The sequence below is a fragment of the Nocardia carnea genome (genome assembly GCF_029868855.1).
Taxonomy (GTDB): domain Bacteria; phylum Actinomycetota; class Actinomycetes; order Mycobacteriales; family Mycobacteriaceae; genus Nocardia; species Nocardia carnea_A.
The window spans coordinates 1-11,370 of sequence record NZ_JARWOV010000016.1 but is presented as its reverse complement, the minus strand read 5'-3'; the positions used below and the strand labels follow the sequence as shown (position 1 = coordinate 11,370).

Sequence of the window (11,370 nt, the reverse complement as noted above, 5' to 3'; positions counted from 1 at the left end):
TCCCCTCGATCACAACGGTGCATCGCGCCACCACCGATCCGCGATTTCCTGCCCCGATATCCCGCCCATCGCGATCAGACTGCAGAAGTTCCGGTCGAGATCGTCGAACTGCACGATCAGGGTCCCGGACGGCTTGCCGCTCTCGAGTCGCGAATCACCCCAGATGACCCGGCCGCGACCGGTCGGTCGTTCCCATGCCTCCTCCCGCACGTTCACCATGTCGGGGAACGCACGGATGGCTGTCGGAGTACGGCTGCCGTTGCAGAATATGGACAGGGTGACCACCGGGTCCGCGTTTCCGTCACAGGCCAGGCGAAGCATGGAATCGAGCGGTGCCGACACCTCGATCCGCTCGCCCTCCCGGTTCACCGGCTCACAGCGAATACCCTGATAACCACCGGAAATCGGTGCCGGCGGCAGCAAATCGGGAAATTCGGCGACGACGACCCCGTACTGCCCCCAGGTGGCCGCACCCGGCCCGGGCGCGGGCGCGGTGGTATCACCGGGCGCCGCGGACTCGGTGGTATCGCCGGCGCCACCGCGCAACAGCACAGTCAGCCCCGCGATCATCAGAACCACCACGATCGCGGCGGTCACACCCAGCACACCGGCACGCCGGGAACGGCGGGGCGGGGTGAGGTCCGGGAGTGGTCGCGGAACGAACGGCTCGGACGACGGGTTCGGTGGCGGGGGTGCGCCGGAGCCGGGAGTGAATACCTCCTCCAGTGCCCGGGCCAGGGCACCGCAGGACTGATAGCGGCGCGCCGGATCCTTGGCCAGCGCCGTCGCGAATACCTCGTCGAGGCCGGGTGGCAGCCGTGGATCGGCCGCCGCCGGCCGGGGCGGCGGCTCGTCCAGGTGGGCCTGCATCATCGCGACGGCGTCGGTGTACGGGAACGGTTTGCTGCCGAACAGCAGCTCGTACAGGGTGCAGCCGAGGGAGTACACATCGGCACGCAGATCCACCGGCGCGCCCCTGAGTTGCTCCGGAGCGGCGTAGGCGAGTGTCGCGAGCACCGTACCGGTCTCGGTCAGCGAGGTCCCCTCGGCGGGCCGTGCGATACCGAAATCGGTCACGTAGACGCGGTCCGGGCCGCCGGGCCGAGCTTCGAGCAGGATATTGGCCGGCTTCACATCACGATGCAGCAGACCGGCGCGATGCGCCTCGTCGAGACCACGAGCCACCTCCCCGGCGATATGCGCCACTACCGCCGGAGAGAGACCTCCGGGATGGCGCCGCAGCAGTTCGGCGGCATCGATACCGTCCACGAACTGCATGGCCAGCCAGAGGTGATCGCCCTCCGTGCCCCGATCGCGGACCGCGACGATATTCGGGTGGTCCAGCCGGGCCAGCAGTTCGGCCTCGCGCAGGAACCGGGCACGGAATTCCGGATCGGCGCCGTGTTCGCGAGCCAGTACTTTCAGTGCGTCGTGGCGGGGCAGCCGCGGGTGCGCGGCCAGGTACACCGTGCCCATTCCCCCGCCGCCGAGCACACGCTCGATGCGGTATCCCGCGACCATTGTTCCGGGATCCCATGTTCCGGTCATCATCTGTCCCCGTTCACCAGCAGACCGTATTGCGCGGCCGCCCGCTGCCGCGCGCTACCGACCTCGCGGGCGAGCAGTGTGACGCTGTACCGGTCGTAGAGGACGCGGCAGACGAAACGGGTGAGGGCGAGCAGGTCGATATCCGGGTTCTCCGCACAGTGCACATCCGGGACACCGACCGGGCCTTCCACCGGCAGCATTCCGTCGCCGATATCGCTGCCGACCGCTCTGTCGAAAGCGATACGCGCCGCCGCCGGATCGGGATGGCGCGCGATCTGATTGAAGCCGCTGCGTGCGGTCGCCTCCAGTGTCGGCGGCCGGTCCCGGCGTCCCAGCAGATAGGTCGCGCGGGGTCCGAAGGTAACTCCGGTGACCTGCATTTCGGCTTCCCAACCGGCGGTCCGCTGACTGGACATGGCGGTGACCGCGGGATACTCCCAGCGCCGCGGTGCCTGCGGGATCAGCCGGCGCACCAGCGCTTCCGGGTCCAGCGGCAGTGCCGCCATGCTGTCCGGCGGGGTCGGCACGAACTCGCGCAGCCTGCGGATCTGCGCGTCGAATGCCTTGGCTGCCAGGGCACTCATCACCGCCGCATCCGGCGTCGTATCTCCGACGAGGACATTGACCACATAGGATTCGTGCGCGTTCGACGCCGCCAGGGTGGGTACTCCCGGTCGCCAATGACCATGCGCACCAGGGTATTCCGGAACAGAGACAGCGACGTTGTCGCGATTCACCGCGGCGTCCACCGCATCGATCTCCACCGCCGCCCGCTGAGCCGCAGCCGGATCGGGGAACCGCAGCACCGTCACCAGCAGCACCCGCGCCGAACCGACCGACGGACGCGCCGCACCGAAATCCTTGTCGGCGCCGGTCACCGCGACTCCGGCCACCATGCCATGACGTTCGAGCACATCACGGATCGGTTCGGCCAGTACGGTCGACGCCACTTTGACAGGAGTCGGCAGCGGGATCACGCCCACCGCACCCGCCGAACTACGCAGGACGGGATCCACCTCGGCCGGGTCGACGAGGGCTTCGGCCATCCGCACCGATTCCAGGATGCGGCCGAGCCGGGGATCGTCGTTCTCCGGTACCTCCAGTGGTTCGACGCCGTATGCGCCGGTGTCCAGCGCGGCGAGATCGATATCGCCGGACGGTGTGCCCGTGCATCCGCAGACCAGCGCGGCGATCAGCAGCACCGCGGCCATACCGGCGCCACCCGGGCGGTTACAGCGGCGCATCCGGCCACCACCTCTCGAGCAGTACCGACCCGCTGGGGCCCTCGCCCACGACCTGCAACCGGCAGAAGTTGCGGCCGGGATCGTCGAAGTACACCTCGAGCACGCCCCACCACCGCCCGCCCATGGCAGTCCCGTCGGGCGGGAAGTAGGTGCTTCCCCAGAACACATGGCCGCTGCCACCGGCCCGTGTCCAGTGTTGGTCACCCTCCGGGCGGCGCGGCGGACGATCGAGTCCGATCGGGGACCGGTCGGCGTTACAGGTGATCTCCACCGATTCGACCGGATCGCGATCACCCAGGCAGAAGAGCCGGGCGACCGCGGCGGAACTGTCCAGCGAGACACCTTCGTACTTCTCGTCCTGCGGTACACAGTTCGTCAGATCCTGGTAGCCGGCGCCGTAGGGCCAGGTGGGCAGCAATTCCGGAAAGGTCTGCGGGATATAGGCGTAACCACCCCAATGAGCCGGATCCATATTCCCCGCCACCGGTTCGACCGGTCCGACCGCACGGGACACCCCCGGTTCACTCGTCCACGACCACAGGAACGCCACGGCCACCGCGAAAACCAGCAGCCCGGCCACCGCCACCGGTATCCCGCCCCGACGCCCCCGGGCAGTGGCTCCGGCCGGCGCGGCGACCGGTGTGGACAGCGCGTTCGCCGCGGCCGCCGCCAGTGCGGCGCAGCTCGGGTATCGGTGCTCCGGCCGCTTGGCCATGGCTTTGGCGATCACCAGATCGAAGGCCCGTGATACTCGTGGATTCGCTCGCGACGGCCGGGGTGGCGGCTCGTGCAGATGGGCGTAGAGCACTGAACCCGGGCTGTGCCGGGGAAACGGCACACTGCCGGTGAGCATCTGGTAGAGAGTGCAGCCCAGGGCGTAGATATCCGCGCGCCGGTCCACCGGATCGCCCCGGAGCTGCTCCGGGGCGGCATAAGCGAGGGTAGCGGCGAAACCACCCGAACCCGAGATCGTCTCGGCGTCGTCGGCGGTGCGCGCGATTCCGAAATCGGTGACGAGGGCGCGATCGGTACCGTCCGCCTCCTCGGTGACGAGGATATTGGCCGGTTTCACATCGCGATGCAACAGACCCGCGCGGTGCAGTTCGTCGAGTCCCTGCGCCACCTGGGTGATGATCCGCACGGCACGTGCGGGATCGAGCACCTGAGGCCCGCGCCGGATCAACTCCCGTAGATCCACACCCTCCACGTATTGCATGGCGATCCACAGGCGGCCCTCGGACTCACCGCGGTCGCGGACCGCGACGAGATTCGGATGCTGTACTCGCACAGCCAGTTCGGCTTCCCGGAGAAATCTCTCTCGGAACTCCGGATCGCCGGCCCGGGTATCGGAGAGCACCTTCAACGCGTCCGTACGGGGTAACCGCGGATGGGTCGCCGCGAAAACCGTTCCCATCCCCCCGCTTCCGAGGCGGCGCTGGATCCGATAGCCGGCGAAGGTCGTACCTTCGACGACGCTCAACTGGGTCACCCTCCCGCCACACTGACCCGGCACGCTGTCGAACTCCTCCCGGGTACGACACCGGCGGCCGGCTGGTTTTGAACTATAACAGCGCACCGGCGGCCGTCCACCGTGAAAAGAGAGGATCCCGTACTCATCGAAACGGCGCATCTGCCGACACAGCACAGCTGGGTCGTTGCGACCTCCGGACCGGGATCGACGACGCCGGAAGACTGCCCAGGAACCGGCGTCGAATGCCGGGCGATGCGCGGGGCCGATCCGCACCACCCCGCAACCCGTCGAGTGGCCCAGGCCGCAGATGATGGCGGTCGCGAGCCTTTGCTCAGTAGCTGACAAGTCGCCCGCGGCGGAGGATAGTGACGGCATGGATACCGAACGCGGTTCCGTGCCGGCGATGACCGACCGGATCATCCGATCGGTGCTCGGGGCCGTCGATGTGCTGGCGATTTTCGTCGGTGACCGGCTGGGCTGGTATCGCAGCCTTGTCGCGGACGGCCCCGCGAGCGCCGTCGAACTCGCTACGCGAACCGGGACCCATCCGCGGTATGCCAGGGAATGGCTGGAACAGCAGGCGGTGACGGGATTGCTGAGCGTGCACCGGGACGGGAGCGCCGACGAGCGAGTGTTCGCCATTCCGGCGGCGACCGCGGAGGTGCTCACGGATGAGCACAGCCTCGAGTATCTGGCGCCCATCGCACGTTTGTTCGGTGCGGCGGGGCCCGTACTGCCGAAACTGCTCGACGCCTATCGCTCCGGCAGCGGGGTGAGCTGGGACGAACTCGGCGACGACGCGCGGGAAGGGCAGGCCGACGGTAACCGGCCGTGGTACGAGCGGCGGCTCGCCGCGGCGTTGAACGGTGTTCCCGAAGTGGCGCAGGTGCTGAGTGCGCCCGGCGCGACGGTTCTCGATATCGGCTGCGGGGCGGGCTGGTCGGCGATTGCCCTGTCCCGCGCGTACCCGGCAGCGCGGGTGCGGGGTGTGGATATCGATGCGCCGTCGGTGCGGACTGCGGTGGCGAATGCCGCCGGGGCGGGGGTCGCGGATCGGGTGGAGTTCACGGCGGGGGATGCGGCGGAGCTGCCGGCGGGCGCGTTCGATATCGCGTTCGCGTTCGAATGTGTGCACGATATGCCCCGCCCGGTCGAGGTACTGGCGTCCGTGCGCCGGGCACTGCGGCCCGGCGGGATCATGGTCGTGATGGACGAGGCGGTCGCGCCGGAATTCGCGCCCGACGGGGACGAGCTGGAACGACTGATGTACGGCTTCAGCCTGTTCGTCTGCCTACCCGACGGGATGTCGAGCCCGCCGAGCGCCGGGACCGGCACGGTGATGCGGCCCGCGACCTTACGGGGCTACGCGCTCGAAGCCGGTTTCACGAAATTCGATGTCCTGCCGATCGAGGACTTCGGTTTCTGGCGTTTCTACCGGCTCGGCTGAACATCCGCGGCCGGCGCGGTGCTCGGCACGTTCGCCACTGGGCTCGGTGCGTTCAGCGCGGTGCGCAGCGCGGCGTGGTCGTCGAGGGCGAGGCTGATCCGGGTCGTGCCGGCAGCGATACGGCCGCTGGGCAGCAGCGAGTCGACGCGCACGCTGACGGAATCGCGCAGCGTCAGGTCGGTGGTGGTGCCGTCCGCGCCCGCGAGGAACAGCCTGCCGTCCTCGTATGCGGTCGCGGTGTGGTTGTAGCGGCGGCATTCGGCGACCGCCGCGATCCGGTCGCGTGGCACTCGGGCCACCACCCGGCCGGCCCGGCGCAGCACCAACTCCTGGCCGGTCACATAGTGCGGGTAGGAAATATCGGCGACAACCAGGCCCAGCAGCAGCACCAGTGACCACAGGGACAGCACGGCCAGCGTGATACTCAGCCACGGCCAGGGGATCACCAGATGCAGGACGACCACTTCGATCAGTGTTGCCGCCAGGAAGGCCATCGGCAGGGCGAGGACGCCGCGGGTGGCGGTGAGCGGCCGATGCTCGCGGCTGTCACGGTCGGTGGTCCGGCGCAGCCACAGCCACAGCCCGCGATACAGCCGGGCCTGGTTGCGGAGCAGCCGCGACAACGCGGTCACGACGCTGTCCCGCCGGTGTCCGGGGCGACGCTCAGCAGTTCCATCGCCCGCCGTACCGCCTGGCGTTGCGCGGGGTCGGGGACGAGGGTGTCCGCCGACAGTGCCGGCGCACCTTGCGGGATATCCGCGGTCGCCGCGATCACGCTGTCGAAGTCGAGCTGCCGTAGCTGTCCGGCGATCTCCTGGGCCATCTGCTCGATCAGTTCGGCGGAATGCGCCACCGGGCGGCCGTGCAGCTTTTCCCAGCCGCGCAACAGCCGGCGGTAACCGGTGTGGGCGTCCGGGTCGGCGAGGGCGCGGGTGAACCAGGTGAACATCTCAGCGGGGGTGTCACCGGAGAGAGCGAAGACTTCGAGCATGTCGCGCTCCTGGTCGAGCGCTGCGCGTTCCGGTTCGCCGGCCTGCTCGCGGGCCCGGTCGAAGGCGTCGGCGACCTCGTCCGGAAGTGCGGTCAGGCGGCGGCCGGCGTCGACGGCGGCCAGCATCCGCGCCACACCTTCCTGTTTGCGGGTCAGCTGGGTGATGCGCTGGGTGATCTCCTCGTGCAAGGCGGCGAGATCGGCTCGCAGGTCCTCGGTGTCCGAGGCGCCGTGTTCGTTCGCGAAGACGGCGGCCACCGCCCCGAGCGGCAGGCCGTTGTCGGCCAGCCAGCGGATGCGCATGAGCCGTGTCAGCTCGGCCATGCCGTAATCGCGGTAGCCGTTGTCGGGGCGGACGGGCTCGGGGAGCAGGCCCAGCCGGTGATAGTGGCGGACGGCGCGCGGGGTGGTTCCGGCGGCCGCGGCTATTTCGCTGATCCTCATACCGTCGAGCGTGAGGTGTGACGCTACGTCGTAGTCAAGCGCCGCCGTGGATCGCACCCGCCGCCGATTATGCGCGCCGGGCGTCGAATCGTTGCCCGGACGCCGCTCGGCCGCCAGAGTGGAGGCCGAGGTATGTCTGGTGCGGCCCGCGGGCCCGACAACGGAGGAGAGTGCTGTGCGCTTCGGAATCTTCATCCCCCAGGGCTGGCGGCTGGATCTGGTGGGTATCGAACCCACCGCGCAGTGGGAGGTGATGCGGGGTCTCGCGGCACGCGCCGACGCGAATCCGGTGTGGGAATCGCTGTGGGTGTACGACCATTTCCACACCGTGCCGCAACCCACCGAGGAAGCCACCCATGAGGCGTGGAGCCTGATGTCGGCGTTCGCCGCCACCACCTCGCGAGTGCGGCTGGGTCAGATGTGTACGGCGATGAGTTACCGCAATCCGGCCTACCTGGCGAAGGTCGCGGCGACCGTCGATCTGATCTCCGGCGGCCGTACCGAGATGGGGATCGGCGGCGGCTGGTACGAGCACGAATGGCGTGCCTACGGGTACGGGTTCCCCACCGCCGGTGAGCGGCTGGGCCGGCTGGACGAGGGTGTACAGATCTTCCGGCAGGCGTGGAGTTCGGGCACCGCCACCCTGGACGGCAAGTACTACCAGGTGGAGGGCGCGATCGTGCGACCGCTGCCGGTGCAGGACGGCGGGATCCCGCTGTGGATCGCCGGCGGTGGTGAGAAGAAGACCCTGCGTATCGCCGCGAAATACGCGAACTACACGAACTTCGCGGGTAACCCCGACGAGTTCATCCGCAAATCGGAGATCCTGCGCGACCACTGCGCCGAGGTCGGCACCGATTTCGACGCCATCGTGCGCAGCGCCAACTTCAATGTCGTCATCGGCGCCACCGAAGCGGAGGTCGAGCAGCGCAAATCCGAGAACGCCGCGCGGCTGGCCCCCGTGCTGGGCGAGGAGAAGGCCCGCGCCTACATCGACAATCTGACCAACGACGGTGCCGCGGTCGGCACCCCGGAACAGATCGTGGAGAAACTGTCCGCCGTCCGCGACCGCGGTCTGGGCTACGCCATCTTCAACTTCCCGGAGGCGGCCTACGACACCAGCGGTATGGAACTCCTGGAACGAGAGGTGCTTCCGGCGCTGACCTGATCTCTGGGACGGGTCGGCCCCTTCAGGACCACCGGACCGAGATCTGTGGCGGGGACTGATGCCCCCGGCTCCAGACCGTAGAGCTGAGCCGCGGGATCACCCGTGCACATGCTTGCGAAGGAACGCTGTCAGCGGGCTGCGGACTGCCTGCGGATCGTCGATGAACGGCCAGTGTCCGAGGCCCTCGAGGATGTGGATTTGCGCTTCGGGGAAGAAGTTCCGCTGCAACGGCGCGAAGCGAACGGGAATGTAGGGGTCGCCGTCGCCCCAGATCACACAGACCGGAAGATCGTTCCCCACCAGGTCGGTGTGCATTTCCGGGAACGCGCTGACCGGGTCGCGGGAATTGCGGTAGAGCTGGAGCACGGCCCGCTTGTGTGCCGGGTCCGCATATCGATCGACGCGGTCGAAATAGGACTGCGGCAGCGGTACCGGGTTGTCGCGATCGATGGCTGTACGCATGGCACGCTTATTGCTCACCAGCTGGAACAACTCGCCCACAATCGGTGTCTGCCAGATCTTTGCGTACCGGTGCCAGCGGTAGCCGTCGAGTACACCGGTGTTGATCAGGGACAACCCGGCCAATCGGTCGCGATGGTCCAGGGCCCACCGCAAACCCCACGGCCCACCGAAATCGTGCAGGACCAGATGCGCCCGCTCTACGCCCAGATGGTCGAGCAGCAGACCGAGATATCGCGCATGCCCCGGGATGCTGTGCTCGAAAGCACGCGGCCGCTCCGATCGCCCGAAACCGGGCATATCCATCGCGACCACCCGCGCGAATCCCGCCACCGCGGGGATCAGCTCCGCCCAATCGTCCATCGGGCCCGGATTGCCGTGCACGAACACCACGGCCTCGGTGCGGTCGGCGGGTCCGCTGTCGTAGACCGCGCACCGAACACCGGCCACCCGATGTTCGGTTATCGGCAATACCGGCGCGGTCTCGGCCACTGTGCACCCTCGATCATCGTTCGCCGCCCCGCCGTTCGTTCGGCCGACCGGTCCGCGACCGACAGTACCTCGGGGAACAGCACCTTTCCCCGCACTTTCACAGCGGGACCACCGTCAGCACCGGCTCCAGACCTTTGAAGTCGTCCACGTTGCGAGTGAACAACGGCAGATCGTTCGACGAGGCGATGGCAGCGATCATCAAATCCATTTTGCGGGGCTTGGGATTTCGTCCGGCCGCAATCACCAACTTGGCCATCGAGGTGAACCGGCGCGCCGCCGTAGCGGAGAACGGCAGTGCGTCGAAAGCGTGCTCGATCTCGAAGAGTCGTTCGGTACGGAGCGCGAGCGTTTCCGCATCGGAGGCCAGCGCCATGCCCAGGCCGAGCTCCGCAAGCGTCACCGTGCTGATTTTCGACTGGATCGGAAGATCCGCAACCGCGATGGCGGGCAAGTCGATGAGGACACAGGTATCCAGCAGGCCGACGGGGTGCCGGAACTGCGCACCCGGTTCATCCATCCAGCCTGTCCTCTCCGAACGCGGCGTCGATTTCGGCACGCTCGTCCGCGGCGTTCGCCGTACCCGCAAACCTGGCCAACCGCTTCTTCAGCTCGGCCGTCGTCAGGTTGTTCCGTGCGGTGATAGGACGCAGTTCGCCGACAGGTCGCCCGTTGCGGGTGATGACGAAATCCTCACCCGCTTCCAGCGCGTCCATAACGCCCGCGCTGCCGTTGCGTAGCTCGGCTTGGCTGATTGTCCGCGTCATTCACCTATGATAGCGACCGACGCTATCTGGTGCTATCACACTTTCTCGGCGCGAACTCCGATCGGTAACCGCCGGACGAGCCGAACTTCCGACTGCCCGCGGACGCGCCGCCTTATACAGCCCTGACCAGGCGGTTGGCGAACGTCGAGATCGTATAGGTCCCGATACCCAGTACGACCTCGAGCGCGTTGCGTTCAGTGAACCCGTGCGCCGCGAAGGCCTGGACCGCCCGAGCATCCACGGCACCGGCGGTGGCCATGACTTCGAGGGTGAACGTCCGGACCGCTTCGAGACGCTCGTCGTCGAGTGGCCGCCGCGCACGCAGAGCCGCGGCCAGTTCCGGCGGGGCGCCGAGTTTGCGCAGCTTCCCCGCATGCTGCGCGATGCAGATATGGCAGTCGTTGTGTACCGCCACCGTCATGATGACCACTTCCCGCGCGATCGGTTCCAGGGTGCACTGATCGAATCGAGCGGTCATATCCAGGAATCCGGTCAGCAGTTCCGGTGAGGCGGCCAGCCGGGCAACGGCGTCGGGCACCACACCACCCCAGGCGTCGGCCATGGCCGTCATTGTTGCGCGTGACCCCGCCGGGGCGGTTTCGACTGTCTGCGGGGCGAACATCCCGGCCTCCTAATATGGACAACATGGTTGACGAACTGATAGTAAACCAGGTTGTCCATAATGCCAAGGTTTCGCGATGACCACGGAAAACACTGATCACCCTCGGGCAGGCTACGAACTACCGCTACTCCTCCTCGCGGGATTCCGCACCCTCATCGACGAACTACACGCCGAAATCGCCCGCCGCGGACACCCCCACGCACGACCCGCCCACGGCTTCGCCATGCAGGCGATCGGCCCCGACGGAGCGACCGCCAGCGATATCGGCCGCCGGCTCGGCATCTCCAAACAGGCCGCGGGCAAAACCGTCGATCGCCTCATCGCACTCGGCTACGCAGAACGCGCCGCCGACCCCGCCGACGCGCGCCGCCGGCTCGTTCGCCTCACCGCGCAGGGATACGACATGCTCGCGCTTTCGGCCGCGATCTTCGACCGGCTGCGCACACAGTGGGCGCAGACGCTGGGCGAGCAACATCTGCGCGCGATGGAGGACGGCCTGCGCACCGTTGCCGCACCGAACGCATTCCGGCTCGACGCGACGCAGTGGCTGGGCGATTGAGCCACGAACAGCCACGAACAGCAGTGGGGGGGGGGGGGGGGGGGGGGGGGGGGGGGGGGGGGGGGGGGGGGGGGGGGGGGGGGGGGGGGGGGGGGGGGGGGGGGGGGGGGGGGGGGGGGGGGGGGGGGGGGGGGGGGGGGGGGGGGGGGGGGGGGGGGGGG

The 11,370-nt window shown here is 68.3% G+C and carries 12 protein-coding genes; 3 read left to right on the top strand and 9 right to left on the bottom strand.

Annotated features, from left to right (window positions below; all coding sequences use genetic code 11):
- Positions 1-9: 9 nt before the first annotated feature.
- The 3 genes from QH195_RS00970 to QH195_RS00960 are packed head-to-tail and all read right to left on the bottom strand — an operon-like array spanning position 10 to position 4,272.
- On the bottom strand, positions 10-1,548 hold the full coding sequence (locus QH195_RS00970; protein WP_280433974.1) for a serine/threonine-protein kinase: 1,539 nt from the start codon (positions 1,546-1,548) through the stop codon (positions 10-12).
- On the bottom strand, positions 1,548-2,792 hold the full coding sequence (locus QH195_RS00965) for a DUF7373 family lipoprotein (protein ID WP_280433973.1): 1,245 nt from the start codon (positions 2,790-2,792) through the stop codon (positions 1,548-1,550). The genes QH195_RS00970 and QH195_RS00965 overlap by 1 nt, the downstream gene beginning before the upstream one ends.
- The gene (locus QH195_RS00960; protein WP_280433972.1) at positions 2,779-4,272 is read right to left on the bottom strand and encodes a serine/threonine-protein kinase; all 1,494 of its coding nucleotides are present in this window, start codon (positions 4,270-4,272) and stop codon (positions 2,779-2,781) included. Before QH195_RS00960 ends, QH195_RS00965 begins: the two co-directional genes overlap by 14 nt.
- Before the next feature lie 364 nt (positions 4,273-4,636).
- On the opposite strand from QH195_RS00960, the gene QH195_RS00955 reads away from it, so the two are divergent.
- Positions 4,637-5,710 carry a class I SAM-dependent methyltransferase gene (locus tag QH195_RS00955; protein ID WP_280433971.1) on the top strand — a complete coding sequence of 358 codons (1,074 nt, stop codon included), beginning with the start codon at positions 4,637-4,639 and terminating at the stop codon, positions 5,708-5,710.
- Here QH195_RS00955 and QH195_RS00950 read toward each other — a convergent pair.
- Both QH195_RS00950 and QH195_RS00945 read right to left on the bottom strand, forming a co-directional pair.
- The gene (locus QH195_RS00950; RefSeq protein ID WP_280433970.1) at positions 5,695-6,342 is read right to left on the bottom strand and encodes a hypothetical protein; all 648 of its coding nucleotides are present in this window, start codon (positions 6,340-6,342) and stop codon (positions 5,695-5,697) included. The genes QH195_RS00955 and QH195_RS00950 overlap by 16 nt on opposite strands.
- Positions 6,339-7,145: a MerR family transcriptional regulator gene (locus QH195_RS00945; protein WP_280433969.1), complete on the bottom strand. Its 807-nt coding sequence runs from the start codon at positions 7,143-7,145 to the stop codon at positions 6,339-6,341. Before QH195_RS00945 ends, QH195_RS00950 begins: the two co-directional genes overlap by 4 nt.
- 175 nt (positions 7,146-7,320) lie before the next feature.
- Between QH195_RS00945 and QH195_RS00940 the strand changes: the two genes are divergently transcribed.
- Positions 7,321-8,313 carry an LLM class F420-dependent oxidoreductase gene (locus QH195_RS00940; protein ID WP_280433968.1) on the top strand — a complete coding sequence of 331 codons (993 nt, stop codon included), beginning with the start codon at positions 7,321-7,323 and terminating at the stop codon, positions 8,311-8,313.
- A 96-nt stretch (positions 8,314-8,409) separates the two neighbouring features.
- On the opposite strand, the gene QH195_RS00935 is transcribed toward QH195_RS00940, so the two are convergent.
- From QH195_RS00935 to QH195_RS00920, 4 genes are all read right to left on the bottom strand, one after another.
- A complete protein-coding gene (locus QH195_RS00935; RefSeq protein ID WP_280433967.1) occupies positions 8,410-9,264 on the bottom strand; it encodes an alpha/beta fold hydrolase in 855 nt (284 codons plus the stop codon).
- Between the two features lie 97 nt (positions 9,265-9,361).
- Positions 9,362-9,781 (bottom strand): type II toxin-antitoxin system VapC family toxin, encoded by a 420-nt coding sequence (locus tag QH195_RS00930; protein ID WP_280433966.1) that lies wholly within the window; start codon positions 9,779-9,781, stop codon positions 9,362-9,364.
- Positions 9,774-10,028 (bottom strand): type II toxin-antitoxin system Phd/YefM family antitoxin, encoded by a 255-nt coding sequence (locus QH195_RS00925; RefSeq protein ID WP_280421852.1) that lies wholly within the window; start codon positions 10,026-10,028, stop codon positions 9,774-9,776. The genes QH195_RS00930 and QH195_RS00925 overlap by 8 nt, the downstream gene beginning before the upstream one ends.
- 112 nt (positions 10,029-10,140) lie before the next feature.
- Positions 10,141-10,650, bottom strand: coding sequence for a carboxymuconolactone decarboxylase family protein (locus tag QH195_RS00920; RefSeq protein WP_280433965.1), 510 nt, complete (start codon positions 10,648-10,650; stop codon positions 10,141-10,143).
- 76 nt (positions 10,651-10,726) lie between these two features.
- Between QH195_RS00920 and QH195_RS00915 the strand changes: the two genes are divergently transcribed.
- The gene (locus QH195_RS00915) at positions 10,727-11,209 is read left to right on the top strand and encodes a MarR family winged helix-turn-helix transcriptional regulator (RefSeq protein ID WP_280433964.1); all 483 of its coding nucleotides are present in this window, start codon (positions 10,727-10,729) and stop codon (positions 11,207-11,209) included.
- Positions 11,210-11,370: the final 161 nt, after the last annotated feature.

Bases quoted from the DNA above. Each gene is read 5' to 3' on its own strand.
- QH195_RS00945 (WP_280433969.1), bottom strand. From the start codon at position 7,145: ATGAGGATCAGCGAAATAGCCGCGGCCGCCGGAACCACCCCGCGCGCC.
- QH195_RS00955 (WP_280433971.1), top strand. From the start codon at position 4,637: ATGGATACCGAACGCGGTTCCGTGCCGGCGATGACCGACCGGATCATC.
- QH195_RS00920 (WP_280433965.1), bottom strand. From the start codon at position 10,650: ATGTTCGCCCCGCAGACAGTCGAAACCGCCCCGGCGGGGTCACGCGCA.
- QH195_RS00915 (WP_280433964.1), top strand. From the start codon at position 10,727: ATGACCACGGAAAACACTGATCACCCTCGGGCAGGCTACGAACTACCG.
- QH195_RS00965 (WP_280433973.1), bottom strand. From the start codon at position 2,792: ATGCGCCGCTGTAACCGCCCGGGTGGCGCCGGTATGGCCGCGGTGCTG.
- QH195_RS00930 (WP_280433966.1), bottom strand. From the start codon at position 9,781: ATGGATGAACCGGGTGCGCAGTTCCGGCACCCCGTCGGCCTGCTGGAT.
- QH195_RS00970 (WP_280433974.1), bottom strand. From the start codon at position 1,548: ATGACCGGAACATGGGATCCCGGAACAATGGTCGCGGGATACCGCATC.
- QH195_RS00925 (WP_280421852.1), bottom strand. From the start codon at position 10,028: ATGACGCGGACAATCAGCCAAGCCGAGCTACGCAACGGCAGCGCGGGC.